28 protein-coding genes are annotated in these 26,933 nt (G+C 37.1%); 10 read left to right on the top strand and 18 right to left on the bottom strand.

Annotated features, from left to right (window positions below; translation table 11 throughout):
• Positions 1-140 precede the first annotated feature (140 nt).
• Positions 141-1,616 (top strand): hypothetical protein, encoded by a 1,476-nt coding sequence (locus HPT25_RS19155; RefSeq protein WP_173067826.1) that lies wholly within the window; start codon positions 141-143, stop codon positions 1,614-1,616.
• Between the two features lie 221 nt (positions 1,617-1,837).
• Entirely contained in the window at positions 1,838-2,539 is a 702-nt protein-coding gene (locus tag HPT25_RS19150; protein WP_173067821.1) for a spore coat protein, read from the top strand.
• Positions 2,540-2,575: 36 nt separating this feature from the next.
• Here the strand turns inward: HPT25_RS19150 and HPT25_RS19145 are convergent, their stop codons facing one another.
• Positions 2,576-3,043 carry an SRPBCC family protein gene (locus HPT25_RS19145; protein WP_173067818.1) on the bottom strand — a complete coding sequence of 156 codons (468 nt, stop codon included), beginning with the start codon at positions 3,041-3,043 and terminating at the stop codon, positions 2,576-2,578.
• Between the two features lie 208 nt (positions 3,044-3,251).
• On the opposite strand from HPT25_RS19145, the gene HPT25_RS28400 reads away from it, so the two are divergent.
• Complete coding sequence (locus HPT25_RS28400; RefSeq protein ID WP_217269760.1) at positions 3,252-3,419, top strand: hypothetical protein; 168 nt, start codon at positions 3,252-3,254, stop codon at positions 3,417-3,419.
• 412 nt (positions 3,420-3,831) lie between these two features.
• Here HPT25_RS28400 and spoIIP read toward each other — a convergent pair whose 3' ends face one another.
• The 4 genes from spoIIP to pepF all read right to left on the bottom strand — a co-directional run bounded on the left by spoIIP (position 3,832) and on the right by pepF (position 9,401).
• The gene (spoIIP, locus tag HPT25_RS19140) at positions 3,832-4,983 is read right to left on the bottom strand and encodes a stage II sporulation protein P (RefSeq protein WP_246277231.1); all 1,152 of its coding nucleotides are present in this window, start codon (positions 4,981-4,983) and stop codon (positions 3,832-3,834) included.
• Between the two features lie 255 nt (positions 4,984-5,238).
• Positions 5,239-6,891, bottom strand: coding sequence for an AAA family ATPase (locus HPT25_RS19135; RefSeq protein ID WP_173067815.1), 1,653 nt, complete (start codon positions 6,889-6,891; stop codon positions 5,239-5,241).
• Between the two features lie 277 nt (positions 6,892-7,168).
• Positions 7,169-7,450, bottom strand: a complete 282-nt coding sequence (locus tag HPT25_RS19130) for a phage holin family protein (protein WP_173067812.1) — start codon at positions 7,448-7,450, stop codon at positions 7,169-7,171.
• A 160-nt stretch (positions 7,451-7,610) separates the two neighbouring features.
• The gene (gene pepF / locus HPT25_RS19125; RefSeq protein WP_173067809.1) at positions 7,611-9,401 is read right to left on the bottom strand and encodes an oligoendopeptidase F; all 1,791 of its coding nucleotides are present in this window, start codon (positions 9,399-9,401) and stop codon (positions 7,611-7,613) included.
• A gap of 232 nt (positions 9,402-9,633) precedes the next feature.
• Here pepF and HPT25_RS19120 point away from each other — a divergent pair, with 232 nt between their 5' ends.
• Positions 9,634-10,080 carry a hypothetical protein gene (locus HPT25_RS19120; RefSeq protein WP_173067806.1) on the top strand — a complete coding sequence of 149 codons (447 nt, stop codon included), beginning with the start codon at positions 9,634-9,636 and terminating at the stop codon, positions 10,078-10,080.
• A gap of 62 nt (positions 10,081-10,142) precedes the next feature.
• Here HPT25_RS19120 and HPT25_RS19115 read toward each other — a convergent pair whose 3' ends face one another.
• A complete protein-coding gene (locus tag HPT25_RS19115; RefSeq protein WP_246277230.1) occupies positions 10,143-10,640 on the bottom strand; it encodes a flavin reductase family protein in 498 nt (165 codons plus the stop codon).
• 175 nt (positions 10,641-10,815) lie between these two features.
• Positions 10,816-11,112, bottom strand: a complete 297-nt coding sequence (locus HPT25_RS19110) for a HesB/YadR/YfhF family protein (RefSeq protein WP_173067803.1) — start codon at positions 11,110-11,112, stop codon at positions 10,816-10,818.
• 257 nt (positions 11,113-11,369) lie between these two features.
• On the opposite strand from HPT25_RS19110, the gene HPT25_RS19105 reads away from it, so the two are divergent.
• The 3 genes from HPT25_RS19105 (at position 11,370) to HPT25_RS19095 (ending at position 13,417) form a co-directional block, all read left to right on the top strand.
• Positions 11,370-11,549 (top strand): hypothetical protein, encoded by a 180-nt coding sequence (locus tag HPT25_RS19105; protein WP_173067801.1) that lies wholly within the window; start codon positions 11,370-11,372, stop codon positions 11,547-11,549.
• A gap of 234 nt (positions 11,550-11,783) precedes the next feature.
• Entirely contained in the window at positions 11,784-12,401 is a 618-nt protein-coding gene (locus tag HPT25_RS19100; protein WP_173067798.1) for a DUF47 domain-containing protein, read from the top strand.
• Between the two features lie 29 nt (positions 12,402-12,430).
• Complete coding sequence (locus tag HPT25_RS19095; RefSeq protein WP_173067795.1) at positions 12,431-13,417, top strand: inorganic phosphate transporter; 987 nt, start codon at positions 12,431-12,433, stop codon at positions 13,415-13,417.
• A gap of 152 nt (positions 13,418-13,569) precedes the next feature.
• Here the strand turns inward: HPT25_RS19095 and HPT25_RS19090 are convergent, their stop codons facing one another.
• The 5 genes from HPT25_RS19090 to HPT25_RS19075 form a co-directional block, all read right to left on the bottom strand.
• Complete coding sequence (locus HPT25_RS19090; protein ID WP_173067792.1) at positions 13,570-13,740, bottom strand: Fur-regulated basic protein FbpA; 171 nt, start codon at positions 13,738-13,740, stop codon at positions 13,570-13,572.
• A gap of 191 nt (positions 13,741-13,931) precedes the next feature.
• Positions 13,932-14,075 (bottom strand): hypothetical protein, encoded by a 144-nt coding sequence (locus HPT25_RS28395; protein WP_217269759.1) that lies wholly within the window; start codon positions 14,073-14,075, stop codon positions 13,932-13,934.
• A gap of 71 nt (positions 14,076-14,146) precedes the next feature.
• Complete coding sequence (locus tag HPT25_RS19085) at positions 14,147-15,457, bottom strand: ammonium transporter (RefSeq protein WP_173067789.1); 1,311 nt, start codon at positions 15,455-15,457, stop codon at positions 14,147-14,149.
• A gap of 3 nt (positions 15,458-15,460) precedes the next feature.
• Complete coding sequence (locus HPT25_RS19080; protein WP_173067786.1) at positions 15,461-15,820, bottom strand: P-II family nitrogen regulator; 360 nt, start codon at positions 15,818-15,820, stop codon at positions 15,461-15,463.
• Positions 15,821-15,996: 176 nt separating this feature from the next.
• The gene (locus HPT25_RS19075; RefSeq protein WP_173067783.1) at positions 15,997-17,985 is read right to left on the bottom strand and encodes an acetoacetate--CoA ligase; all 1,989 of its coding nucleotides are present in this window, start codon (positions 17,983-17,985) and stop codon (positions 15,997-15,999) included.
• Positions 17,986-18,228: 243 nt separating this feature from the next.
• On the opposite strand from HPT25_RS19075, the gene HPT25_RS19070 reads away from it, so the two are divergent.
• On the top strand, positions 18,229-19,332 hold the full coding sequence (locus HPT25_RS19070) for an AbrB family protein (RefSeq protein WP_173067780.1): 1,104 nt from the start codon (positions 18,229-18,231) through the stop codon (positions 19,330-19,332).
• 41 nt (positions 19,333-19,373) lie between these two features.
• Here the strand turns inward: HPT25_RS19070 and clpP are convergent, their stop codons facing one another.
• From clpP to HPT25_RS19045, 5 genes are all read right to left on the bottom strand, one after another.
• On the bottom strand, positions 19,374-19,991 hold the full coding sequence (clpP, locus tag HPT25_RS19065; RefSeq protein WP_281368281.1) for an ATP-dependent Clp endopeptidase proteolytic subunit ClpP: 618 nt from the start codon (positions 19,989-19,991) through the stop codon (positions 19,374-19,376).
• Complete coding sequence (locus tag HPT25_RS19060; protein ID WP_173067774.1) at positions 19,984-20,688, bottom strand: sigma-70 family RNA polymerase sigma factor; 705 nt, start codon at positions 20,686-20,688, stop codon at positions 19,984-19,986. The genes clpP and HPT25_RS19060 overlap by 8 nt, the downstream gene beginning before the upstream one ends.
• A 213-nt stretch (positions 20,689-20,901) precedes the next feature.
• Positions 20,902-22,275, bottom strand: a complete 1,374-nt coding sequence (locus tag HPT25_RS19055; RefSeq protein ID WP_173067771.1) for an MATE family efflux transporter — start codon at positions 22,273-22,275, stop codon at positions 20,902-20,904.
• A 208-nt stretch (positions 22,276-22,483) separates the two neighbouring features.
• Entirely contained in the window at positions 22,484-22,792 is a 309-nt protein-coding gene (locus tag HPT25_RS19050; RefSeq protein ID WP_217269758.1) for a hypothetical protein, read from the bottom strand.
• A gap of 273 nt (positions 22,793-23,065) precedes the next feature.
• Complete coding sequence (locus HPT25_RS19045) at positions 23,066-23,890, bottom strand: hypothetical protein (protein WP_173067768.1); 825 nt, start codon at positions 23,888-23,890, stop codon at positions 23,066-23,068.
• A 155-nt stretch (positions 23,891-24,045) separates the two neighbouring features.
• On the opposite strand from HPT25_RS19045, the gene HPT25_RS19040 reads away from it, so the two are divergent.
• A complete protein-coding gene (locus HPT25_RS19040; protein ID WP_246277229.1) occupies positions 24,046-25,290 on the top strand; it encodes an MFS transporter in 1,245 nt (414 codons plus the stop codon).
• A gap of 90 nt (positions 25,291-25,380) precedes the next feature.
• The gene (tgl, locus tag HPT25_RS19035; protein ID WP_173067762.1) at positions 25,381-26,118 is read left to right on the top strand and encodes a spore coat transglutaminase TGL; all 738 of its coding nucleotides are present in this window, start codon (positions 25,381-25,383) and stop codon (positions 26,116-26,118) included.
• Between the two features lie 5 nt (positions 26,119-26,123).
• Here tgl and HPT25_RS19030 read toward each other — a convergent pair whose 3' ends face one another.
• On the bottom strand, positions 26,124-26,933 hold the full coding sequence (locus tag HPT25_RS19030; protein WP_173067759.1) for an MBL fold metallo-hydrolase: 810 nt from the start codon (positions 26,931-26,933) through the stop codon (positions 26,124-26,126).

Below are 26,933 nucleotides of genomic sequence, written 5' to 3'. Positions count from 1 at the left end.
TTATTCTACAATTATTTCTGCGTTCTGTCGACATATTTCTGCATCCATATGTGAGTTCTTGTTCTAATCCATATTGGTTAGGCCAAACAAATTTAGGGTAAGTTATTTTAGATATCATTAATAGAAAGGATCAATCAGAGATGCAACAAATGAAAGTTCGTGAGAAAAGTGTTGATGTGGCACTCTTTCAGTTTATTCTTCCTTTTTCATTTAAGGCAGGTACTGAGAAGGACATCATTCCTATTTTATTGAAGGACGATTATAAACACTTCCAATTAAAACATGAAGAGGATGAAAATAGGTACTACGGACAATTTTGTGTCTCACATCAGGATATGAGATCCTACTTTCTTCCATTTACCAATAAAATACTTTTTCCAAGTTCAGAATATGAGAAAGGAATCCAGAGATATTCCAAAGCACTTAATATCCATGGTGTTTTAATGACAGATCTTATCAAAATCCCCTTTCAAATTCTCTCCATTGACATAAACCTTTGTCCATATGAATTGGGATTTTTAACGATCCGCACCGAATTAATGAATTCTGATGATTTAACCATTTCCAACGCTACTGAGTTTGCAGCTCGTTTCCGTGTTCTTGAGCCGAAAAATAAAAGAGATTTGCAAACAGAAATTGAATGTGATGGGAAAATCTTTAAGCAAGTAAGCCATTTTGTTTTAGACCATCTCTATCAAAGTGTGATGAAATATTTTACTTTAAAAGATCCCAATAAAGCACACTTTAAACCATTTCCCTTTTTTGAAGATGCCAGAATGTATGTCCAATCTTTTATTTCTATTAAAGAAACATCATCCTATGATTTAGTTGATGTTTATCGCGGAGTCGGCCTTTGCGGTTTGTCAAATGAAGGAAAACCATATGTCAGTGCCAACAATCTTCCTTATATCACTGATTATTTACAGAAACACTCCTATCATCGCTGGGAGCCCAATACTTTTTTTACGATGGAAGAACATAGTTTTATCTGTATGACGAATGAAAATTCGGAGAAAGTGACACAGCTGATCAGCCAAGTTTATGGCGAATTCTATTATGCGCTGCTTTTAAATTTATTTCATAAAATCGTTCTATTAAAAATTGCACATTCCTTTGCGGATTTGAATATCGATCGGGATGAAAAAGAAATGGAAAGATTGATTTATGCCATCAATTCTTTTACAGCTAATTACTTTTTTTCAGAAATTGCCTCACAATCACAAGGCCGTGATATATACAATCATCTCAGGAGAATTTTCAATATCGAATTATTGTATAACGATGCAAAACAAACTTTGTACAGCTTATTTAAATATCAGGAAAATGCGAATACAAAAAAGGACAGCTTGCTGTTATTAATTTTGACACTCTACTCTGTTATCGGACAAATGTTCGGCATGAGCGTTGTCATTGGTGATTTTGCTGGAAAAATTAATTGGCGCCACATTTTGAACTATAATCCTCTGGAATATTTCGCTTTATTTGTAGCAATGAGCGGGGTGATCGTTTCACTCATCCTCGGATTTCGGAACATCTATCAATGGAGTACAGAACGGCAAGAACGAAAAAAATGGGTGGAACAAACTGTGTTGTCTTCAACGAAAGACAAAGGATAATCACCTGATCCAAATTTGACCAAGAAAGAAATGTGTATATATTCAATTTCCTCAAATAGTTCTGCGTTAAAAGCTCATGCCTATCGTTTTATTTTCATAGGCAAATGAGCTTTTTTTCTGCCCTAAAAATAAAAACAGGCTATTTTATTAGGACAACATCATTCCATGACACATATAGATGCAGTGTTAATATTTATATTTTTCCAAGGGGGAAACTTAAGATGGGTAATGAAGTATTAAATTATTTAGTAGGTAAAACAGTTAAAATTGATCGCGGTGGACCTGAATCGAGGATCGCAATTGTTTTAGATGTGTATGTGGATCATCTTGTCGTACTTACGGAGGAAGATGGAGTTATATATTACCCTATTCATCACATAAAAAGTATTACGGACAGTTTAACAGAAAAATTGGCGCTGAATTTGGAGATTCCAGAAGGATTCGATTTTAAAAAAGCCGATAACTTTCAAGGAATTCTGGATTCTTTAAAATTTCAATGGGTAAAAATTAATCGGGGAGGCCCTGAAAAACTAGAGGGCGTACTCAGTGAAGTAACTAATGACTATGTATCCCTTATTAACAAGGAGGAAATCGTACGCCTTTCCATGTTCCATATCAAAAATATAAGCTATGGCCTAAAAATTGAAAAGGCTGAAGAAGAACAATCCAATAATCAGAATACGAATCAATTTACTAATTCAGAGTATGATGAGCGCAGTTCTCGTTACGAAGAAAGCTACGCTCGCAGACGAAGTGAAAGAGGAAGAGAATTTAGCCGTTATGAACAATCAGATTCACAAAGTTTCAATGAAAGAGCAGTAGTACCGTCCTCAAGTGAAGATCCAAACCTATCAGAGCTCATGACATCAATGGAAAAGTTTTTCCGGAATCTAGCAAAAACAAACCCTAATTCAACTGTATAAAAACTCACCAGATGACGACACTCTTTTGAAATAGGGTCACCTTCCTCCCCGTTTTAATTGATAGAGAGTAATTTTTATTTCTTTTTCTACAGTTTGAAAAAAATGATCCATCCCCTTACTGGCCGCTGACACCAAAATCCTCTGGCCGGCAAGAGCCGCTGCCCCAGTCACTTGGGCATCTGCTTTACAACTTATTAGGGTACTATTCTGTATCTCTTTTAAAAATAACTTTGCATTACTTGCGAATTCCCCGATATTACCTTTTCCTTTCATCCTCAGCTGAAAATAGGCTGGGGATTTCTCTTTTTCCAGCAGAATCTCGATCGTAAATATATCCTGCAAAGGACCTGCACTGATTTCTACATCTGTCACGTATTTACCTGTATCTTTTACTAAAAAAGATTTACACCCTGGTAGGGATTTTCTTATGATATCTTCCTTCATCAAATAGTTCCAAACAATTTGCCTAGGCAAACCAAAGGTATATTCGTACTCAATGTACAAGTGATCCCCTCCAATTAAGCAGTTTTTTTAGGAGCAAGGGCTTCTCCCCGTCCATCCCGTTCCAGAGAAAGTGTTTTGTTAATTGTATTCAAATTGGGTGTTAGTTGTTAATTTACGTAGAAAATTCATTATGCTAGGATGAACAAAACAAAGTGCATAAAACACGCTTTTTGATCCTGCCGCATACCTGTTTTAATCCATTGAAAACATGTTTGAGCAAGGAGCCATTTATTGTTATGGAGACAGAATTAGAATACCTGGTGCGGATGATCATCTTCTAGATGAGGCAGATATTGCGAAGGTAGGGGGCAGTTCAGAGGAAACATTTAGAAAAACTCGGATCTTTGTAGGAGAACTTTATAGAAAAAACATCTGACATTAAAGCCATAGAAGTTTTTCATTTTTTGATCCTTGTTTTTAAATGTTAAGTAAAAGTTAAGCTTTGTCCTTTAGGATTAAGAATGTAAATGAACCAACCCCCTTTAACATTTTTTTTGGTAAAATCCCATGTGGATTTTGCCTTTTTTTTGCCCTGAATGAAACTGGTCATTTATTCTTACAGGTCCAAGTTTTAAGAAATATTTCTAATTTATTTCATACTTTGTTCATATTTAACATTTAATATAAAGGTTGTGAATGAACCAACCCCCTTTTAATAGAGTAAAATCCTGCTTTTACAGGATTTTACTCATTTTTTTGTTTACTGTACTAATTTCTACCCATGAGGAGAACTAGTATTTAATCTTTCACAAGCCCTCCACGCAAGCTATTAACAAGATACCTTTTTGTTAATAGGACCCAGCATTTTTCATTTTCCAATAATACTCACTAAATACCTCTGCAAAAGCTTCCATCGCATTTTTCAATTCTTGATAATTATTATCTACACCGCCAACTTCTATTAAAATGGATCTTGGTGATAGATCTTGATTGTATAGGCCGTTGCCCATACTCTTGTTTTTAGAAAGAACCCCCCTGCTTAATCCTGGATATTTTTTCTCAAGAGCCTCATGTAGCGCCTTAGCGAATTCAAGATTCTCCTTAAAGTGGGGATTGGACTCGCCCAGAATAAAGTCTAGCCTTGCATAACTTTTTCCATTAATGGTGATCGTTGTTTTTGCGCCTCTGATTGAGTCTCGATGAATATCGATGGCATATGTTAAATCCTTGTTATCAGCAAAAGCTTCCTGCACATATCCTCGAGAAAGTTTGTAAGCACTGTTGGAGTCCCATCCCTTTTCATTGAGTTTGGCTGCCGCATTAATCGTACTATGTTCAGAATCGATTCCTTCAGACTCTAAATCTTTAACTAACATATCCCCCACACCGACTACATTGACCTTATTGTTGGAACTAACAGCATCATCCGGATTGGTCACATTTTTCAATAATGGCAAATAGGACTCCCAACTATGTGTATGATAGATATAAACCACTTTTTTTCCATTCGTCGTTTCCGCTGGCGGTGTTGTTTGGCCATTATTTTGATTATCCTTAATTGCGTTTTCGGATATTTGTCTATTTTTTAATAGGACGTCCATCGGGGGTGCAGACTCAATCGGAAGATTCGTTAAATCGGTCCCCTGACCAGCCACTTCAATTTTTGTATTAAAATCTGAAAAACCAGGCAGTTCTCTATCAAGCAGCGTTCTGACATCGTTTATCTTAATATTTGTTGCGATTTGAAACCCTAATTTAGTGATCGGAATCTCTTTTATATCACTGCGGTCTTGAATATAATATTTATTTTCACTTCCAAAAAAATACAAATAAAGTTTATTTAAATCTGCTGAGGAATCCAGCACTTGGCCGACTGATTCGGAAGACATGTTCACAGATAGAACTGTTGTCATACCCGCAATAAAGAGAAAGACGAAAACTACGAAACAAAGTGCACCATTGACATGAAGAATCAAGCTTGGCTGTTTAGATTTTTTCATTAAAGCCCCTCCTTCTATCAAAAATCTATGCAAAAAGAATGATAGATAGAAGTAACTTTTATATACTATTGATTTGTTTACATTTCGTGATTCTTTTCCATTCCAATCAACTAGTGTATAACCAGCCGCATGCTTAAAAATAAACATTCTATTAAATTATAACCACTATAAAGTTTTCTTCACCGCACCCTAAATCCGCCGAAAATCAATGCCCGCATCCAAAGAAATAGAATACGGGCATTGATTTTTTAACCATTATTCAAATGATTCTGGCCGTTCTTGATGATAAATTCGATTATGAATCTGTTCAATTTCTTCACCAGTCAAATCACCGCGTTTTAATAGCTCCGCTGCGATCGTATGGACAAATTCAGCATTCTCCACGACAAGTTGCTTGACCTTAAGCATTTCTTCCTTTAGAAGCATGTTTATTTTCGTTCGCAATGCACGGAAACCATCTGAATGGGAGCCAACTGCAAGCCAGCTGAAAAGGTCATCTCCCATGCCGACAATTCCTAAATAAGCCCCCGCAAGTTGCGTTGCTTGCTCCAAATCAGATGTTACCCCGTTTAATTTTTTTCCAAGAAACTCTTCTTCCACTGCCCTTGCAGCCAAACATACTTGAATCTCAGCCAAAATCTCACGATCACTTCGGTTATAACGTTCATGCGTAGGTTTCGTAGCCGCAAGACCGAGCGCTCCGCCCCTGCGGATGATTGTCACTTTCCAAACACGCTCATAAGGTTTTAATAAAAACTGAGCAACCGCATGACCAGCTTCATGATAAGCTATGTTCCGCTTTTCATCATCACTCATTGAACGCAGCGGTTGTTTGAGCCCCCATTCATAAGTCTCCATAGCAGCTCGAAAATCTTCATAGGTTGATAATTGTGCTCCGCGCTGATGGGCAATAACAACAGACTCATTTACAATATGTTTTATTTGCGCAGGGCTATAACCAATGGTATCGAGTGCAGCCCTCTCAGGCGTTAACGTTACATCTCGCTTAATTTTTTTCAAATAGTACTGAAATACATCCACCCTGCCATCATAATCCGGCGAATCCACCCATAGCTTTCGATCGAATCGCCCTGGGCGAAGAAGCGCCTGATCTAAAACATCTGGAAGGTTAGTCGCACCGATTGTCAATACCGCCAATCGCTCAGCCTTTTTGCGTCTCAGCCCAAGTGAACGGAGCAGTTTTGCAAACCAGGAGTTATCAATATTCGGGGGATCCATTTGTAATAGGAGTTCATTTAGCAAACCTGAACCTCCCATGCCCATTAATCCACCCAACATACCTCCTCCTGCCCCGCCTGTTTGGCGGCTCATACCAATGGCATCAATTTCGTCTATAAAAATGATACAAGCCCCATACACTTTTGCGAGCTTGCGTGCTTTTTTATATAGACCCATTACCTTTAAATTTCCTACGCCAAAAAACATATTTTGAAAACTTGGTGCTGAAGCGTAGGCAAACGGTACTTGTGCCTCATTTGCTATGACTTGGGCTAAATAAGATTTTCCAGTCCCAGGAGGTCCGCACAATAATAACCCGCGGATCGCCTCACCACCCATTTCCTTAAATTCCTTTACACCCTTTAGCAATGTAACGATTCGCTCGGCATTTTCAACAATCTCCGGATTTCCACGGTAATCATCCCAAGTGGTTCCTGTTTCCCCAGGCAAAATCCAATAGGTCCGTCCCCTCGCTAAAAACCAAAATAGGGCAACAAACTGAATAATCATGAACAACATGGCAAAGAGCAGCTGAATGGCAACATTAAGTATACTAATCGCGATTCCCCATGCAGTCGGGCCTCCTGCAATTAAGAGGAAAGCTATAAGAAGAAGGGCTGCCAGCCAGAGAAGAAGTTTACGCCATTTGATCCATCGGTAAGTCTTCATGACATCACTTCCTTTAACTCATAGAAATATTCTTAAAAAGGCAGCCCAAAAAGTAAATCGCTAAAAATTTTTGGAAACAAAACCATAACTGCCGCATAAATCTATAAAGACGTGAAAATATAAATTACTCTCTATTTTCCAAAAATAGAAAACTCCTTATCGAAATTTTATTTAAGCAACGGAAAGTTTATGATAAGAGTTACAATAAAATAATATGTTGGACAGTTTTATTAAGGAGCTTGAAGCGGGAGTTAGGTGGAGTTGAAGAATGGTCAACCTATGCTTTCCATTTGGTGAAAATAGATACTAAATAATGCCAAATTACTGCAATACCGCAAATGTAGTAGAAAACCATCAAAATCCAACCTGAAGGATCCACTGACATTAAATTAGAAATAAAAATGAGCGGCAATACATAATAAAGAATATCTTTTAAATAATCCAGCCCAATTTTCGGCGTAAAAGTTTTTGTTACAATCGAGCGGAAAAATCCAACGACAAAATCAACGACCATTAGGCCGAGAACTGCCCAAAGGGTATAAAGCATCCAACCTGTCATCCTTTTCCCTCCCTTCACCCTGTAGTAATTTAATTTATGCTGAAGGATTTCAAATTGCCTGTTTTTTTTATTTTTGATTGACAATTTTTTGTAACATATTTTGAGCACACATGTCATGATCATACAGAAAAACCCCAATACAATTGGGGCTTTTACGGTTTTATTCACCTGCAAATTCATCGATCAGCTGCTCAAATCGCTTTAATGCGTTCTTAATTGGTGAAGGCGAAGTTAAGTCCACCCCAGTTTTCATTAGCAATTCCAATGGATATTCCGAGCTGCCGCTTTTAAGAAATTCGAGATAGGCCGCTAGAGAAGCACGATCACCTGATAGCAGTCTATCAGCAATATCGATGGCAGCTGCAAACCCGGTTGCATATTTGTACACATAGAATGGACGGTAAAAATGCGGAATTCTTGCCCACCCATACTTTACTTCCTCATCAAATACCACTTTATCTCCGTTATATTGGCTGAACAATGATTCATAAATTTGATTAAACACTTCGGCATTGAGCGGTTGACCGTTTTCAGCCATTTCATGCGTGATTTTCTCAAACTCCGCAAACATTACCTGTGTAAAGAATGTTCCTCTAAATTGATCGATAAAATGATTAAGCAAGTATTTTTTGAGATCATCATTGGTTTCTTTTTTTAACAGATAATTTATTAACAGCACTTCATTTACAGTAGATGCCACTTCAGCAACAAAGATACTGTAACCGGCTGAAATTCGTGGCTGATGTTTATTTGAATACCACGAATGCATTGCATGCCCAAACTCGTGAATCATTGTAAACATGCTGTCCAGATCATCATGATGATTCAACAGGACAAAAGGATGGACACCATATACGCCTAAGTTATAAGCGCCGGATCGTTTTCCAGGTGTCTCCCTGACGTCTATGTATCTCGCATCTTTAAAAGTTTTCAAAGTCGCGACATACTCTTCCCCAAGTGGTGCCAATGCTTTTAAAATGATATCAAATGCTGCATCATAAGATATTTCCAATTTAACCCCATTTACAAGCGGTGCATTTAAATCGTACTGTCTAAGCTCTTCAACCCCCAGTTTTTTCTTACGGATAGCAGCATACTGATGAAGCGGGGCAACATTTGCCTTAGTGGCGGCAATTAGATTCTCATAAACCTCTTTCGGAACCATATCTCCAAATAACCCTTTTTCTAAAGCGGATGGATAATTTCGAAGTCTCGCTAAAGTGACATTGGTTTTGATGCTGGAAGCAAGAGTAGAAGCTATGGAATTTTTCAGTTGCAAATATGGCTGATAATAAGCTTTATAAGCCTCTTGACGCTTTTCTCTGTCTGTATGCTCTATTAGTTTTGAATATAACCCACGAGTTAATACCACTTTCTCGCCTTCATCATTAGTAACATTGCCGAATTTAATATCAGCATTATTCATCATATTAAATGTATGACTTGAAGCTGATAATACTTCTCCTAAATTGGATATTATTTCTTCTTGCTCCTTACTCAACACATGTTTTTTATAGCGATACGAATCCAATAAATCTTGCTCAAAGTATTGTAATCTCGGTTCATGTTGGATGTATTCTTTTAATTTATTCTCATCTAAGCTTAATAAAAAGGGCATAAAAAAAGACGATGCCGCACTAAGTTTAACCGCCAATTGTTTTGCACGATCCAGTAGGGACTGCGCAGCAGTATCCCTCGTATCGACGTCTGTTTGTAGCATTCCATACACATAAACAAGGTTAAATTTGGCTGACACTTGTTCATTTAGAGATAAATAAAGATAGAGAGATGGACCATCATGGATTAAACCGTCATATTTTTTTAATTCCGCGGTAGAATTTTCAATAAATCGATAATCCTCTTCCCAATCTTCTATTGATTTATATAAATCCTCAAAATTCCATTTTTCTTCAACTGGGATCTCAGATCGTGTTTTGTAGTTTTTTTTCATTAACTAACCTCCGTTCTATTTATTCTTACAGAAAATTTTACCACGTTTTATAAGACATATGGGGTTTAAATTTTTTTGTATCGAACGTATTTACATGACATATTCCCATATCATTTTGGACAAAATGTAAAATACTTACAATTGATAATGAGGTGAAATGCGTATTGGAAATTGAGAAGAACATAAAAATAACTTTAGGAATCATTTTTAGCTTGGAAGGGGCTAGGAGAATGTGTCAAACCCGAAAGAAGCATTATTATGGAGCATTGCCCTTCCAGGTTTTGGGCAATTTTTAAATCGGAAATATTTAAAAGGGCTCCTATTCGTATTTTTAGAGTTTCTCATTAATACCCAGTCACATTTTAATGAAGTGATTTTATTTAGCTTCCTTGGAGAAATAGAAAAGGCCATTGCTTTAACAAATTATCAGTGGTTGATGTTTTATCCATGTTTGTATTTCTTTGCGATGTGGGATGCCTTTAAAGATGCCGGCGGCGGAAAAGATCCTTACATTTATCTTCCATTTGTTTTTTCCGCTTATTTTGTAACCGTCGGTTGTATTTACTCTTCAAAACTTCATCTGTTTGGGGTATTGTTTGGACCTGTTTGGTTGCCAATTTTATTTGTTATTCCTGGATTGGCAGCTGGATTCATCATAAGGGCCATCATTTTAAAATAGCCAAATCGAAGGATGAAAAAACACGACCTCGAAACGAATATTTCAAGGTCGTGTTTTACTATTTAATCTAAATAAAAAGTTTCAGGGATTGGACCAAATTTCCTTTTATGGTATAGAAGAGGAGCTTTACTGCTGCTTTGAATGTCAATGACCTCTCCAATTAAAACCATATGGTCACCTGCATCAACAGTTTTAAATGTTTTACATTGGAGAACTCCCGCAGCACCTGCAATGATCGGAAGATTAGATTCAGAAATCTTCCATTCACAATTGGCAAAACGATCTGTTCCTTTCATGGCAAATAATGAACAAATATCACTTTGATCACCGGCTAATACATGAACCGCAAAGTGCTCCGAATGAACAAATGCCTCATATGAAGATACCCTTTTATCAATTGACCATAATATTAACAAAGGGTTAATGGAAACAGAAGCAAATGAATTTACTGTAAGTCCAAGAGGAATTCCCTCTTCATTGACAGTGGTTACGACTGTGACACCAGTTGGATAATTCCCCATAACCTCTTTAAATTTTGCTTCATTTGAAATATCCGCCATTATAACCTTCACTCCTTCATCCCAAGATCATTTATTCCATGCCCATAAATAATTGGCTATGTTAAAATTGGCTGTTGTTTAAACTCAAAAATCGGGCATACCAGCGTCCCACTCAGCGTTTTGTTTTAACATAGATTCAAAATTAATATAACATATTTATGGAATAGACTGCCATTTATTCACTTTTTACATATTGATAAACTAGTTCATCTTTTTTCTCGTCATAGTTAACCAGCAGATCGTGTCCGTCAAAAAACCATAAATCCGACTCTTCCACAAAGAATAATATTCCATCATTTTCAGTTCCGATATAGGTATTAATCGGCTCGTCTTTTGAAAAACCCAGAGAGTATCCTTTTTGAATAGGGCTGGAACCGTATAACTGTACATAGAACTTCATTTTATCTCCCTGTTTTAAGCCAAACTCTTCTTTGAACCATTTTTGTGCTTGATCACTTATCACTATTTTCATTACTATTTCCACCTTTCCAATCTATTGGATGATTACTCGAAAACCACATCATTTATCTACAAATACTTTAAAACACAGTGATTTTCAAGTCGTTAATTGCCATATATTGAACCATTATTTCTAATCGTACAATAATCTGATGAGATATGTAGATAAGTTTTTTATAGTGAAAGCAGGAAAAACCATACTCTTTCAAAAAATTATAAATAAGACGCGTACAGATGTCTAACGAATAAGTTGAAAGGTGGTCATTCTTCGTGAGCGAAATAACCCTCCAACAAATCGTCGAAGGAATTCCCAAGTCATTATTAAACGCATCGGATCGGGATTTAGAAGGTTTTCAAAAAATCATCGATGAGACAATAAAATTAAGAGAAGGACATAGAAATTTACAGAAGATGATTAAAAATTTCAATACATCTGTTGTTAGGGCCTAAAACGTATTTGGAAGGTGACATTCACCTTCCTTTTTCTTTATCCCTCCAAGGGTAACCAATGAATGAAAGAAGACCTTAAGGGAATAATTTAAACAAGTTTCTGGAAAGAGGCATTTTCCAAATTGTAAATTTTTTAAACGTTTTGTTAAGTTTTTGTAAATTTTATTTTTAATCTCGACAAAATTCGCTAAAATTTAAATTGGAACATATGAACAAACAATGGGGGTATTAACAATGGCAGCAAAGAAGAAAGATAAATTCGCAAATTATCTCACTCAAATTTCTCTGAATTTAAAAGATAGTGCAGATTTTTTCGCTGATTATAAACTAAAAGACATTAGCGACCTTAAAATCTTTTCCGAAAAAATGAAAGAACTTGAAACAAAAGGAGATTCATTTGTTCATGAAGTGATTAAAGAATTAAATGATGCCTTTATCACCCAAATTGAACGTGAAGATATATTAGCACTAACAATGAGCATGGATGATGTTTTGGATGGGATCGAGCATACTGCGGCACTTTTTGAAATGTATTCCATAACTCAAGCCGATGATTACATGCGGAAATTTGTTGAGAGCATCCGCCAAAGTACATATGAAATTGTAACCGCTATAGAATTATTATCAGCCAAAAAGCTGACTTCCATAAGAGAGCATGCAATAAAAATTAAAGATTATGAATCTAAATGTGATGCCATCTTACGGGAATCCATTAAACATTTGTTTGTTGTTGAAAAGGACCCTATTCGAATCATTCAATATAAAGAAATATATGAAGAGCTCGAAGAAATTGCTGATTACTGCCAATCAGTAGCAAATACTTTAGAAACCATCATTATGAAGAATTCCTAAGCTGAATGGATTGAAATTTGGAGGCAAACATGACAATTATTATTTTAATTATACTTCTAGCCCTAATCTTTGATTTTATTAATGGGTTTCATGATACAGCCAATGCGATTGCAATGTCTGTATCGACAAGGGCTCTTTCGCCCCGATTTGCTGTTTTTTATGCTGGGCTGTTGAATTTCATAGGCGCCATCACTTCACAAGCAGTTGCAAAATCTATTGGAGGTAAGATAGCGGATCCCTTTCATATTCATAATGGAATGGCAATCGTTATTGCCGCATTAATTTCGGCAATCATTTGGAACCTGATTACCTGGTATTTCGGCATTCCATCTTCTTCGTCGCATACCTTGATTGGCTCTGTTGCAGGAGCAGTCATATTTGGTTCAGGATTGCATTCCATTAATTGGGCTGGATTTACGGACATCATCAAAGGTTTAATCATCTCACCTATTTTGGCTTTTGTTGTCGGCTTTATCTTAATGAAATTATTAAGAATCCTTTTCAAAAATGCGAATCCTCACCGCACAACCCGGGGATTTCGAATGTTCCAGATTGTAGCGGGAGGGTTAGCTGCTTTTTCACATGGTGGAAATGACGGTCAAAAAACAATGGGGATTATTGTTTTTGCACTTGTAGCAGGAGGCTTCCAATCCAATTTAAATGTTCCTTTTTGGGTGCAATTAATGTGTGCTGCAGCAATGGGAGTAGGTACAATGATTGGCGGAATGCGAATTATTAAGACAGTAGCAAAAAAACTATTCAAGGTGCAGCCGATCAATGGATTTGCATCTGATTTATCCTCTTTTATCATTATGCAAGGGGCAACTCATTACGGAGTTCCTGTATCCACCACGCATGTGGCATCTTGTTCTATTTTAGGTGTAGGATCTGCTAAGCGTTTCAAGGGTGTAAACTGGGGCGTAGCTGGTCGAATGGTTATTACTTGGATCATTACTTTGCCGATTTCAGCTTGTCTCGCTGGGATCATTATTTCCATCGTGAAACTCTTCTTATAGATATAAACAGAAAAAATCCATCATCGATGGATTTTTTTGTCTATATTTTTCAGATTTAAATACAATGGGCTCCTAAAATGCTGTTGTCACCATTTTATTAAATTTGCATAAAGTATTAACCCTATATTGAAGTAATTGACCAAAGATTCATGCTATTTCTGGCATGCTAAAAGCTTCTCTATCGTTTTAAATTCCTTTTCTAATTCACTTAGGGTCCATTCATACAAATGTTTATCATTTATTTTGTATATCCCTGATTTAATGAGCTCATCTATAAGGAATTGTCTTTTTCTCTGTACAGCTTCTCGAAGCAAATTTGCCATTTTTACTTCCTCCTATCTTCAGGCTTAAAATCAAACCTGCGCTTCTTACAACTGTCATTATAAAGAATTCCATTTTAAGAAGGTGTCGAATTTCCATTTTTTTACTGCCCTTTAACATGAATTTTATTTTTGTATAAAGTATGTAATAAACCAGGGCAATAGTCATAACATTTTTTAACAAAAATGTGATATTAATAAAATTCTAAAACTCCCCCGGATTCACCATTTTCAAAAAGGTCTTTTAATTTTCTATACTCTGCCCTATTTATTGCCTTATAAACAGTCACTTGTTTTTTTGTTACTAAAAGGCAAAGCTCAATTAACACAAGTGACATTTATCATGACAAGTTTCTAGGATAAAGCAAATAAAGAGCCAGGCTAAGCCTGGCTCTTTGAGTTAATGTATTCAAACAACATCTCTGGATACTTTTCTGCTTCTAGCGGGTGCTACGGTAATTCCAGTTGTTTCTTCAAAATTGTAAAGGCTTGTTGGTAAATCTGCGAATCTTTCTAAATCATTATAGGCAGGGATGCCGTGGTAAGACATATCCAATCCTTCTTCTTCCTCACGTGCACTAGCCCTTAATCCAACTGTTTTTTCACAAACCTTTGCCATAAAGGCACCGCCAATCAAGCCCCAAACCACCACAACTACTGCACCTAAAAGCTGAATGAGTAGAAGGGAAAAATGACCAGTTGTTAATAAACCTTGAGATTGATCGAATAATCCTACTGCTACGGTACCAAACACACCGTTAAAACCATGTACCGCAACAGCTCCAACTGGATCATCCACCTTCAGATTGTCTACCAATAAAGTGGCGTATATAACAATCACGCCGCTGATAGCTCCAATGATAATGGCATTCCATTGTGATACATAGGCACAGCCAGCTGTAATGGCAACGAGGCCAGAAAGCACACCATTTATCATCATACTCGGATCTGCTTTGCCAAATTTTTTCATCGTTAAAAACATAGCAATTGTACCACCGCTGGCACCAGCCAGCATCGTATTAATCGCAATCGATGCAAAAGCCTTATTGGAGGCATCCAGAGTGCTACCAGTATTAAAGGCGAACCAGCCAAACCATAAGATAAACGTACCAGCGGAAGCTAAAGGAATATTGCTCGGTGCAAATACATTCGAGCTGCCGTCAGAATTAAATCTACCTTTTCGAGGGCCAAGTATTTTAGCCATCGCTAAAGCTGCAAAACCTCCTACTGCATGGATAGCAGCAGATCCAGCAAAATCCTTCATCCCAAGCTTCGCAAGCCAGCCATCGCTGCTCCAGATCCAATGACCAGAAAGTGGATAAAGAACTATACAAATTAAAGCTGCCGTTAAAATATAAGCTTTAAAATTCATCCTTTCTGCGACTGCACCTGAAACAATGGAAATACAAGCTACAGCAAAACCCATCTGAAATAGGACAAAGGCTGCACTCGGAAGATGCATGGAAAGCGATATATTTTGAGGGCTTCCAAATAACGTCGTACCCATAACTCCGAAGGCATCTTTGCCAAACATAACACCAAAGCCAATCAGCCAAAAAGCTAATGCCCCGATTGTTAAGTCAACAAATATCTTCATCGTAACATTAACCGCATTTTTGGTCCTTACGAGTCCTGCTTCCAGTAAACTAAAACCGCCTTCCATAAACAGTACCATTGCGGCAGCTAATACAACCCATACAGAATTTATATACGTCAGCATACCTTAGCCCTCCTTTTTTACTAAATCATCAATATCACTGTCAGTTTCACCTGTTCGGATGTTGTAAGCCTCCAGGATTGGATAAACATAAATTTTCCCATCCCCATCTTCACCAGTTTGCGCACAAGAAACGATGGAGTTAATTGTCCGCTCCACCATATAATCTGAAAGAACAATTTCTAATTTTACTTTTGGATGTAATGTTACGTTATAATTTTTTCCGCGATACACTCCTTGGGTGTCCTTCTGTTTCCCTCTTCCAACTACTTGAGATACAGTGAATCCAGTAATACCTATATTTTTTAACCCTTTGATCGTATCAGTTAATTTTTCAGGCCGAACAATCGCTTCAATTTTTTTCATTTATGAGCACCCCTTTTTCTCATGTGAGGTTTTGTAACATGATATTGTGATAATATCTTACATACAATAGATATGTCAATCATAAATCTAAAGTTTTTTGAATTTTTAAGTTTTCTGTATCACTTTAAAAAAATAAAGCCCGGAAATCATTTTCCGGGCCATGCTAAATATTTTCATTAATTAACATTCAATTTTTCCTTAAAATCAATAAAGTATTGTAATACATCCGGGTTTGCTAATGAACCAGGGTTAACTGCTTTTTCTATTGATGTTCCCATTAAGATTTTCTTGATCGGTACCTCTAGCTTTTTACCATTTAATGTTTTTGGTAATTCATCCACTACAAATATTTCGTTAGGTACATGGCGGGGAGAGCAGTTTTGACGAATGACCTGATTAATTCTATTTTTTACGTCTTCAGACAATTCTGAGCCTTCTTTTAGAACAATAAATAATGGCATGTAGGATTGATCTTCCGTAATCGGGACATCGACAATCAAACTATCTAGCACTTCCGGAATTTCTTCAAGAGAGCTGTATATTTCACTTGTACCCATCCTAATTCCTCCGCGGTTAATCGTCGCATCAGACCGGCCGTAAATTACAGCACTTCCTCTTGAAGTAATTCTTATAAAATCTCCGTGGCGCCAAATTCCGGGAAAAACATCAAAATAACTTCCTTTATAACGGTCTCCACTTTCATCATTCCAAAAATAGATTGGCATCGATGGCATTGGTTCCGTAATGACCAGTTCACCTATTTCATCAAGTATTTCTTCTCCATCATCAGTAAACGCTTTCACAGAAGCTCCTAAGGAACGCGACTGGAGTTCACCGGCATGAACTGGCAATATTGGCGCACCTCCTACAAACGCCGTACACAAATCAGTTCCGCCGCTTGTAGAAAATAACCATATATCATCTTTAACATATTTATACACCCACTCAAAGCCACTGACAGGCAACGGAGAACCGGTTGAACCAATTGAATTTAAATGAGATAGATCGAACTGCTTCTTCGGTTTAATTCCAGCTTTCATACAGGATGTAATAAAACTTGCACTTGTACCAAATACCGTCATTTTAGTTGATTCAGCAAACTTCCAAAGTGTCTCATAATTCGGATAACCCGGGTTTCCATCAAAAAGCAAAATGGTTGAACCGGCTAGCAAGCCACTCACCACGACATTCCACATCATCCAACCTGTGGTAGTATACCAGAAAAAGCGGTCATTCTTTTTTAATCCTTTTTGTAAACCCACTAACTTTAAATGCTCAAGTAAAATACCGCCATGACTTTGGACGATGGCTTTTGGCTTTCCTGTTGTTCCAGAGGAATAAAGGATCCAAAGTGGATGATCGAAAGCAACCGACTCAAAAGTTAATGGTGTTTCTTTATAATTTTTTAAAATTTCATCCCAAACCTTAGCATCATTTAATTCATTTATAACTGGCTGAGAATTTAAGTAAGGAATTACGATGGTCTCCTGCAAGGAGGGCAATTCTTCCTGAATTTTTTTCAGCATATTCAAACGGTCAAAATCTTTGCCTCCATAACGATAGCCATCTACTGCAAATAATACTTTAGGCTCAATCTGTTTAAAGCGGTCGATTACACTCATTATTCCAAATTCCGGGGCGCAGCTCGACCAAATGGCACCAATGCTAGCGCAGGCTAAAAAGGCAGTTAGAGTTTCATGAATATTGGAGGCATATGCTACCACACGATCGCCTGGTTTGACACCAAGTAACTTTAAATGTTCCGCAATAGCTGCTGTATTCCTTCTCAGCTCTTCCCACTTCAACTCCCCTTTAGGGCGTATTTCCGTTTCAAATATCACTGCTGCTTGATCTGAGGACTCTTTTCGGAAAACATGCTCGACATAGTTTAGAGTCGCACCAGTAAACCATTTAGCTCCAGGCATTTTTCGATCTGCTAAAACTTCCTCATATGGTGTTTTAGCTTCAATTTCAAAATAATGCCATACCGCTGACCAAAAACCTTCAATATCGGTCACAGACCATTTCCATAACTCATCATATGTTTGAAAGGATAGCCCACGGTTCTCCCGAAGCCAGGACATAAATAGTTTTAAATTAGACTTTTCTTGCATCATTTTAGAAGGTTCCCACAATAACTTTCCTTCAACCTTTTCAACCGTCATTTCCACTCACCTCGCATATTCACATAATGAAAAATATAGCCGACTATTTACCATATACGAGTTGTTTATCGTTAATTCCTTCTTGTTTTTCAGAAAACTTAAAAAACTATTTTTGTGTAGACATAAAAACTGGCTAATTGTTTAAGATTAGGCTCAGGTACATTTGAATAATAAATAAGCCATGATAAAATATGAAATTGGATACAACAGGATTATTTATTTTAAAAGGACAGAAGGGTTCACATGAAAAAATTTGTTTTTCACACTGAAGACAAAAAAGTCCGTTTTTTTCTGGCTTTTGTGACAGCTATTATCGGCGGCATCACGTTCACCGTGATCCATTCACCAATTCCATGGCTGCTTGGTCCGATGATTTGTGTTTTTATCTGTTCCAGGTTATCAAAAATTCAGCTATATTGGCCAAGTAACATCCGAAATACAGGCTTGATTATTGTCGGATATTCTATTGGATTATCCTTTACTAAGGGGGCTCTTTTACAGATAGCTGAAAAATTACCATCTATGCTGTGCATGACCATTACACTTGTAGTATTTTGTGCTATCATTGCCCTTGCCGTTTCTAAACTGACAGGAGTAGACTATCCAACTGTATTGACTGGCAGCATTCCAGGCGGTCTGTCACAAATGATTATTTTTGCAGAGGAAGTTAAAGGCATTGATATTACGACTGTAACATTTCTGCAAGTAGCTCGGCTGATGATGATCATTTTCTTTGTTCCTTTCCTTATTTTTGGACCATTTTTTAATCATAACGTTAATATTGTATCAATGGTGCCAGGAACAACCACTTTTACAAATGGACCCCTGTTTCCCAACATTTTGTTGTTCGCATTTGTCTGTTTGATTTTCGCGTTTATGGCTGTTAAATGGAAGTTTCCAACCCCATTTTTGTTAGGGCCAATCTTAGGGACAGCCATGGTTAACATCACTGGATTGCATGGTCCTGCCTTACCAACACCTGTAATAAATTTTTCCCAATTTATGATCGGCGGTTATATCGGCCTCTTATTAAAACCTGAAAAGCTTGAGCACAAAGTTAGGATTATTACCCTTGCGCTTATAAGCGGAATGGTAATGATTATCGGTTCACTTGGATTAAGCATGATCCTTGTTTGTCACAGCCACATCAACCCTTCAACCAGTTTTCTCAGCGTTGCTCCAGGGGGCATGGATCAAATGGGCATTCTCGCCCAAGAGGTGCAAGCCAATTTATCATTGGTCACAGGTTACCAGATATTTCGGCTGTTTTTTATTTATTTTGCGGTCCCTCCTTTATTGAGATTATTTTTTAAGATCAGGGCTCGAAAAGCAGCAAATTCTCTTTAAAAAAACTGCTTGGATTTAATTAAATCCAAGCAGTTTTTACATCATTTTGGATATAGTATTTCGTCGATAATCCCATATTCTTTGGCTTCTTCTGCACTCATGAAGTAATCTCGATCCGTATCCTTTGCTATTTTTTCAATAGGTTGGCCAGTCCGTTCAGAGATAATTTGATTAATGTGTTCTCGAAGCTTTAAGATCCTTCGGGCGGAGATCTCGATTTCAGTCGCCTGCCCTCTTACACCACCTAATGGCTGATGAATCATAATTTCACTGTTTGGCAGTGCATAACGTTTGCCTTTTGTTCCTGCTAGTAGAAGCATTGCACCAAATGAAGCGGCCATACCGGTACAAATTGTTCTTACATCAGGCTTTATATATTGCATGGTATCAAAAATAGCAAATCCGGCGGAAGTCGAGCCTCCAGGGCTGTTAATGTATAAAGAGATTTCTTTATCCGGTGCATCTGCTGCTAAAAACAATAGCTGTGCCACAACACTATTTGCCACATGATCATTAATTTCATCCCCAATGATGATAATCCTGTCCTTTAATAGCCGGGAATAAATATCGTAAGAACGTTCTCCTCTATTCGATTGTTCAATAACATATGGGATTGCACTCATTTTTTCGTCCTCCTTAAAGCGTGGTTGGCTAGGCAGCCATGCAGAGAGTGCTTGAAGGAGTGCGGCCAGAATTTTCAATAATCACGTTAGGTACTTTCCTTAGACTGATGATTGTTGAAATGGACTTAATCAGGATTGAGGGATCTTGATTTTTCAACGCTGAATAAAATAATTGTTCCAATTGCTCTCTTTCCTCTTCGTTCCAAAACGTTTCAACTGAACTTGTTTGCCGTTCTTCTTTTGCCAGCCGTTTTTTTGCACGATTCAAACTCGCCTTTACTGCCATTTCCGTTGTGCCTAAAATATGAGCAATTTCTTTCCCTTGATATTGAAAAGATTCTTTAAGCAAAAATATGATGGCTTGTTTGGGAGTAAGCAGTTTAAGTAATAAATCAACTGAATGTGCCATTTCATCAAAATCGTATAGCATAACTCCCTGAGCAAGTTCATCCTCTGCACCTATTTTTTCGTTTTTTCTTTTCCGAAGCTGGTCAATCCAATGGTGGTATGCAATTTTGTTTAATAATGCTGATGACAGCTTATTCTTTTGTGTGCAATATTTTAGAGCCTTTAGGTACGTTTCATGAGCAATATCGTCACCATCCCATGGATTTTGAGCTAGAAAATGACAATATCGCTGAAGTTTCGGATAATGCTCCATCCAAAACCCTTCATCTAAATCCTCTACCTGCTGCTCCTGATCATAGATGTTATCACCTGAACTGATTGACATTTACTTTCACTCCTTTTTGCACTCTCTAATCTAATAACGTTTAAATAAGGCATAAAAGATACGGCATTGAAAACTTTTTTGTATATTTTAATTTATCTATTTCCAATAAAATATGCTATTTATTTACAATAATTTAAACTTCAAAAAAAATGTCCACCTCAGGTGAACATTTTGCCTAATTTGTCTTTTTACGGTGCCTGACACCAACACCATTTATCCCACAACTTCTCGAAGTTCTTGGTTAGTAAATTTCCGTTTTTGAATGTATAAAAGTCTGCCAGAGAGTGTGATACCAGCTGCGAGCAGTCCGACAGTGAGTCCGATCCAGTAACCCCTGGCCTCTAGGTTTGTGAAATGTGCCAGAAGGTATCCGACTGGGAGACAGATCGCCCAGTATGCGATTAAGGTCATGATGAAGGCAAGGTTGACATCTTTATAGCCTCTTAGTGCAGCTTGGGCAGTTACTTGTGTTGCATCTGACATTTGAAAGAATAAGGCAAAGATTAAGAAGTCTGCCGTTAAATTGATGACAGCTGTTTCATTAGAGTATAATCCAGCGACTTGATAACGGAATATGATTACCAAAAGCCCGGTAAAGAGGGCAATGACAACAGCCAAAGCAATACCTAGCCAACTGTATACCTTTGCATCCTTATACCTCTTGGCTCCAACTTCAAAGCCGATTAAAACCGTGAGAGCCATAGAAACACTGGTTGGAATCATGTACAAAAAAGAGACAATATTCAGTGCTGATTGATAAGCTGCCACTGTTGTAACGTTAAATTTACTGATTAAAATGGTAACAACCGCGAACATGCTTGTTTCAAAGAATGTGGATAAGCCCATCGGCACACCAATTTTTAATATTTCCTTACAGGTATCATAAGAAAATTCCCGCCAATTAGACAGAACCTGGAAGGAAGAAAAAGGTTCCTGCTTTTCAACAATCCATGCAGTCACTGCCATTATAACCCAATCCGTAATCGATGTGGCATACCCTGCACCTGCACCGCCCAATTCCGGGAAGCCCCAATATCCAAAAATCAGGACGTAATTCAAAAATAGATTAAGAGGCAATGAGGCAATCATAATAATCATAATCACTCGTGTTTTACCAAGCGCATAAATAAACGATCTGAGTACATTAAATATGAATAAAGGGAGAATGCCAAAACTAAGACCAACTAAATACCGAAACGCTGTATTATCAACATTTTTAGGAAGATTCATTTTATCCAGTATTGGATGGATCGTAAAGATTCCTGCCACGATGACCAAGATTGTAAGAATCACAGAAAGATAGATTCCTTGCTTGACAATTGTTGAAACTTCACCTGGTTTTTTTTCACCAAATCTCTGTGCCGCTATTGGCGATACTGCTAATAATATTCCGCTAATCCCAGTAAAAACGGGATTCCAAATAGACGATCCAATAGCTACTCCAGCAAGTGCATCCGAATGATATTTCCCTGACATGATTGTATTAAAAAATACCATCGAAAACATACCAAGCTGAGTAATTAAAATTGGAACAAGCAAAATAAAAATTTGTTTTGTTTTCTCTTTTAATGTGAATGTCTGATTCATTTCCCGCTGCCCCTTGAAAAAATACATTTTAATGTTCATTATACCAAATGTATTACCATGTAGCTTCATTTTTTTAATTACCGGCAGATAATAAAAAAACAAGATAAATAATGATGAGTTAAAATGAAAATAAATATAATTATATGGTGCCTGACACCAAATAAGGCCAGCTGTTTTGGCTGGCCTTTTGAAATACATTATTTTTATGTTAGGGACTGATCGTGGTTGATCCGTGGTGAATTCCAATACCTGGGTAATAGCCCGTATGACTGTGGTGATAACCATATCCCGGATAATAACCGCCATGTCCATGGTGATAACTATAATCTGGATAATAACCGCCATGTCCATGGTGATAGCCATAACCTGGATAATAACCGCCATGCCCATAATGATAGCCATAACCGGGATAATAACCGCCATGTCCATGATAATATGCGTCTTGCGGTGGGACAGGTAATGGCGTAGGAACTGGTGCTGGCTGTCCAACCGGTGCTCCCATAAGTTGTCTATTCATTTCGCATCTCCTCCTCTTATTTCTGCATCCATAGTGTATGTGTCTATTCAAAAACAAGAGTAGGTATCCGCCTAGAAGCATGCACGAAATTATTTTGTTTGAAACCTGGACTGTATTTGTTTAAAAAACTTCCACCGCGATAACCATCATTTTTTATCACACTAAACAATAGAAAAAGGACAGAACAAAGCCAACAGTTAAAGAGGTTTTGATAAATTAATGCCCTTCCTAATTGGATTTTAAAATTCCATAATAAAATGAGTGAGATTGATCTCACCCATTTTTTACAATTTTAGACGGATTGTTGATTTTATACATAACTGGGATTTCTACAATAAACTCTTCTTCTACATCTTTCCCTTTTGCCAATTTCTTGGACGCCACTTTCCCGTCAAATTCCAGCAAATCTCCTGGAACCAATTCAAATTTTTTCAATGTTTTACTATGACTGCACCATGCAAATCCCAATTCAATCGGAGGTTCTTGAGAAATCGTTACATGTTCAAGAACCACAACCTCATCATTTTCTTCATTAAAAGGATTATAGGTAAGTGCAAATTGTTTAACTTCTGCTGTGAAATGGACTTTTTCCTCAGGTAGTTGGATTTTAATAGTTTTTTCCTTTTTTGGTTTTGACTCTTTTTTTGATTGCTTTCCTTTTTCTATTCCTGTATCTGACCCTTCAAGTGCTTGTTTGGATTTTGAATCGGACAATAATGGTGTTTTTTCTGTACTTGTGACAATAGCATCTCCCTCTGTAACAGAGCCATCCCCCGAAAAGATACTTTCTTTTCCAAAGCTAGATTGTTGCATTTCTTTTAAAAATGCTGGGTGGATACAGCTTAATGCTCCATCGGGAAATTGGATGACAAGTGTATGGTATTCGCCTGTAATGCCGTATGATTCATACCCTTGAATGGACACCAATTCTTGGTAGTTGCGATCTTTATACCAAAATTCTTTTTTTGCAGCAGAAAGTCCCCATTCCTTTAGCTTTTCTTTAAAGTGTTCTTCATCCAAAAAAGTTTGATATTCACCTTTTGGCGGCAGATATTTACTTTTATGAAAAACACCCACATGAGTTTGCTGATTAACCATAACAGACACAACCTTCCTGCGTTTTTATAAAACATATTATACCACCTATTAAGTCCGTGAAAAAATTGATGACTGCTTGCTTTTATTTTCTCAAAAAAGTATTGATTGTGTGAAACAATATAAAATGTATAATAATTTTGTAGATTACTAAGGAAATGGTGGATAACATGCGCACCTATAATGAAAAAATTAGTATTTATCATGGTATGGTTTCAGTAATTGCTGTAAACTTAGCAAGTAATTATTTCCCCATTTACGCGATCTCCGTTCTTGGCGCCAGCAATTATCAAGTCGGATTAATCAGCTCTTTGCCCCCTTTAGTAACTTTGATCGTAACGATACCGGCTGCAATCCTATTAAATCGATTGGAACAGCAAAAGAAAATGATTGCATTAACGGTTTTTTTGGCAAGGGCGATGTTTTTACTGCTGATAGGAGTTGTGCTTATTCCGCCATCATTTCAGGCTTGGGTTTTTTTAATCATGATCGGATTAATGAACATACCTGGAACGATTTCAACGATCGGATGGCAAACATTAATTAGCGGAATGATTGATGAAGAACGCCGAGGAGCATTTTTCAGTGACAGAAATCGTTTATTAACAATAGTTGGAATGATTTCCATGTTAGTCATTGGGATCGTAATGAAAAATCAAACAAATCATGTAGGAACATATCAACTTTTATTTTTATGTGCATTTCTGTTTGGACTATTAGAAGTATTTTTCTTAATGAAACACAGGGAGACTCCTGTGAAGTCAAAATCAAATACTGAGCAAAAGAAAACATTTATGGATTGGAGCATCTTTAAAGACTATGGATACAAATGGTTTCTGTTTGCCGCATTGTGTTTTAATTTTTCCTGGCAAATGGTTTGGGGTTTATTCAACATTTATAATATCAAGTATGCCCATGCCACTTTGCTTTGGATCAGTATTTTTTCAGTTGGAAACCAATTAGTACAAATATTTACATTCCCATTATGGAAAAAGTGGGCAGATAAGAAATCAAATACGTTAATATTTTTCTGGATTGCAGTGGGTATGGCGATTGCTCCAGCATTAACTGTTATATCAACCAATCCCTTTTACTTAACATTAGTACAAATGTCTTCAGGCTTTTTTGTGTCTGGAACAACACTTATCTTATTCAATCTATTATTAGAGCAATCACCACCTGAAAAAAGAACGTACTGTATTACTACGTATAATGTGTTGTTATCTATTGTGGCTTTCATTGCCCCGCAAATTGGAGTTTGGCTGCTTCAGGAAACAGGAATTCATCTTTCTATGTATATCAGCACTACCCTTCGATTCAGCAGTGCCATTGTTTTCCTGATCATGTATTTAAAATTTAAAAAACATAAAAATACTGTTTATACGAACAGTGTTTCGAGTTAAGCTGGGAATCCCAGCTTTTTTTTGGATTATATTCTAGGTTGCTACATATTTTTATAGAAGGAAGTGACTCTTTACAAATGGAGGTACAAAATGATTGTCATTGATCATCAAATTGTCAAATGGGAGGAACTAGCGAAAAAAGTTTCTAATAAAGAAGAAACTAACATTATTAAACTAATGACATCTTTTAATGAAAAATACGAGTATCTTACACTCGAACAATTAAAATTTGAACTATTGTTCCGACGCAATACCATGAGAGCAGCAAGAGAACTGAATAAGAGCGGAGCTAAGTTTACTACTTTTACCTATGCATTTTGCAATAAAAAATATTGGAACCGGTTAAGCAACGGCGGTTTTTTAATAAGACCTGATGTTGACCCTTCAACAGCGATACTTGACATTTTAAAAAACGGAAAGCTTTATGCGTTTGAATGTTCCACAGCAGTTGCTATTGTTTTATATATTGCGTTTCTCTATTCAATTGGAAGCGAAAGGTTTAATGTCCTTTTCAGCGGGCTTTATTTAATGGATTGGCAGTTTGACGAAGATCTCCCGCTTTACCAGAAATATGGCGATGATTTCATTCCTGGTGATGTACTTCACTTCAACAATCCCGATTTTGACCCAAAACAACCCCATTGGCGTGCCGAAAACGTCATCTACTTTGGTGACGACGAATACTTTGGCCACGGTATAGGCATCCGTGGTGCCAGCACCATCATTAACTTCCTAAACAAAAAACGAAAACCCGCCCCCAAAAATTCCGCATACCTCATGAGGATTATCACAAGACCCCATTATTTAACAATGTCAGGCACCATGTGAATAATTCACATGGTGCCTGACACCTTAACTCGTAAATTGTCCTCGTGACGTGCTTTTAGATTGGTTAGAAAGCGATAGCCTTTCGCGTTCAGAAATTGCTGAAATTCTTCAGAGGATCCGCCGTTTTCAACGAGTGTTAAATACTCTTCTGAGTCGTTGATCCGTTTTTGGATCTCTTGTTGGTCTTCAGTTACGTTTCCGTGGCTGGTGATCAAGGTGAGAGGTCTTTCTTCTGATAACAACTTTTTAAAAGTGTCCAATGTTTTTTCATATTCAGCATAACTGTAATAAACAAACGGAAATTCAACGTCTGAGAGATAATCACCGGCTATCACTAGATCCAGTGATTCTACAACAGCTATTAAGCCGTCATGATTATGGCCTAAACCATGATAAAACGTAATCTCCGTCTTCCCTACGATTAATTTCTCTCCATCTTTCCGAATGACACAATCAATCTTAGGATATTCTACTTCATATGGACGAGTTATATAAAATTCATCATCGAATTTTATCACATCATGTAGCTGTGCTTCTTTTAAAGGACTTTCCACAAATTCTTTACTTGCTATGGTTTTAGCCCCTGGAAATGCACCATAGCCAACAATATGGTCGAAATCCGAATGGGTAAAAAACAAATAAACCGGTCTGTCCCCTTTAATATTCTCTACAAATTTCTTTTGCACTTCTATTTCTTGAGGAAGATAGCCAGGATCTGTCACTAATACGATGTCATCTGTAACAACAATCGTAGAATTCAATTGAAATAAAGCACTTTGAAAAACAGTTACATTGTTTTTTTGATACATCATCAT

Source organism: Neobacillus endophyticus (genome assembly GCF_013248975.1).
GTDB lineage: Bacteria > Bacillota > Bacilli > Bacillales > Cytobacillaceae > Neobacillus > Neobacillus endophyticus.
The sequence above is the reverse complement of the archived record's forward strand: the minus strand, read 5'-3'. Positions and strand labels throughout refer to the sequence as shown.

Excerpts from the sequence above, each read along its gene's own strand:
- HPT25_RS19155 (WP_173067826.1), top strand. The coding sequence starts at position 141 with ATGCAACAAATGAAAGTTCGTGAGAAAAGTGTTGATGTGGCACTCTTT.
- HPT25_RS19150 (WP_173067821.1), top strand. The coding sequence starts at position 1,838 with ATGGGTAATGAAGTATTAAATTATTTAGTAGGTAAAACAGTTAAAATT.
- HPT25_RS28400 (WP_217269760.1), top strand. The coding sequence starts at position 3,252 with ATGTTTGAGCAAGGAGCCATTTATTGTTATGGAGACAGAATTAGAATA.
- spoIIP (WP_246277231.1), bottom strand. The coding sequence starts at position 4,983 with ATGAAAAAATCTAAACAGCCAAGCTTGATTCTTCATGTCAATGGTGCA.
- HPT25_RS19135 (WP_173067815.1), bottom strand. The coding sequence starts at position 6,891 with ATGAAGACTTACCGATGGATCAAATGGCGTAAACTTCTTCTCTGGCTG.
- HPT25_RS19130 (WP_173067812.1), bottom strand. The coding sequence starts at position 7,450 with ATGACAGGTTGGATGCTTTATACCCTTTGGGCAGTTCTCGGCCTAATG.
- pepF (WP_173067809.1), bottom strand. The coding sequence starts at position 9,401 with ATGAAAAAAAACTACAAAACACGATCTGAGATCCCAGTTGAAGAAAAA.
- HPT25_RS19115 (WP_246277230.1), bottom strand. The coding sequence starts at position 10,640 with ATGGCGGATATTTCAAATGAAGCAAAATTTAAAGAGGTTATGGGGAAT.
- HPT25_RS19110 (WP_173067803.1), bottom strand. The coding sequence starts at position 11,112 with ATGAAAATAGTGATAAGTGATCAAGCACAAAAATGGTTCAAAGAAGAG.
- HPT25_RS19100 (WP_173067798.1), top strand. The coding sequence starts at position 11,784 with ATGGCAGCAAAGAAGAAAGATAAATTCGCAAATTATCTCACTCAAATT.
- HPT25_RS19095 (WP_173067795.1), top strand. The coding sequence starts at position 12,431 with ATGACAATTATTATTTTAATTATACTTCTAGCCCTAATCTTTGATTTT.
- HPT25_RS19090 (WP_173067792.1), bottom strand. The coding sequence starts at position 13,740 with ATGGCAAATTTGCTTCGAGAAGCTGTACAGAGAAAAAGACAATTCCTT.
- HPT25_RS28395 (WP_217269759.1), bottom strand. The coding sequence starts at position 14,075 with ATGTCACTTGTGTTAATTGAGCTTTGCCTTTTAGTAACAAAAAAACAA.
- HPT25_RS19085 (WP_173067789.1), bottom strand. The coding sequence starts at position 15,457 with ATGCTGACGTATATAAATTCTGTATGGGTTGTATTAGCTGCCGCAATG.
- HPT25_RS19080 (WP_173067786.1), bottom strand. The coding sequence starts at position 15,820 with ATGAAAAAAATTGAAGCGATTGTTCGGCCTGAAAAATTAACTGATACG.
- HPT25_RS19075 (WP_173067783.1), bottom strand. The coding sequence starts at position 17,985 with ATGACGGTTGAAAAGGTTGAAGGAAAGTTATTGTGGGAACCTTCTAAA.
- HPT25_RS19070 (WP_173067780.1), top strand. The coding sequence starts at position 18,229 with ATGAAAAAATTTGTTTTTCACACTGAAGACAAAAAAGTCCGTTTTTTT.
- HPT25_RS19060 (WP_173067774.1), bottom strand. The coding sequence starts at position 20,688 with ATGTCAATCAGTTCAGGTGATAACATCTATGATCAGGAGCAGCAGGTA.
- HPT25_RS19055 (WP_173067771.1), bottom strand. The coding sequence starts at position 22,275 with ATGAATCAGACATTCACATTAAAAGAGAAAACAAAACAAATTTTTATT.
- HPT25_RS19050 (WP_217269758.1), bottom strand. The coding sequence starts at position 22,792 with ATGAATAGACAACTTATGGGAGCACCGGTTGGACAGCCAGCACCAGTT.
- HPT25_RS19045 (WP_173067768.1), bottom strand. The coding sequence starts at position 23,890 with ATGGTTAATCAGCAAACTCATGTGGGTGTTTTTCATAAAAGTAAATAT.
- HPT25_RS19040 (WP_246277229.1), top strand. The coding sequence starts at position 24,046 with ATGGTGGATAACATGCGCACCTATAATGAAAAAATTAGTATTTATCAT.
- tgl (WP_173067762.1), top strand. The coding sequence starts at position 25,381 with ATGATTGTCATTGATCATCAAATTGTCAAATGGGAGGAACTAGCGAAA.
- HPT25_RS19030 (WP_173067759.1), bottom strand. The coding sequence starts at position 26,933 with ATGATGATGTATCAAAAAAACAATGTAACTGTTTTTCAAAGTGCTTTA.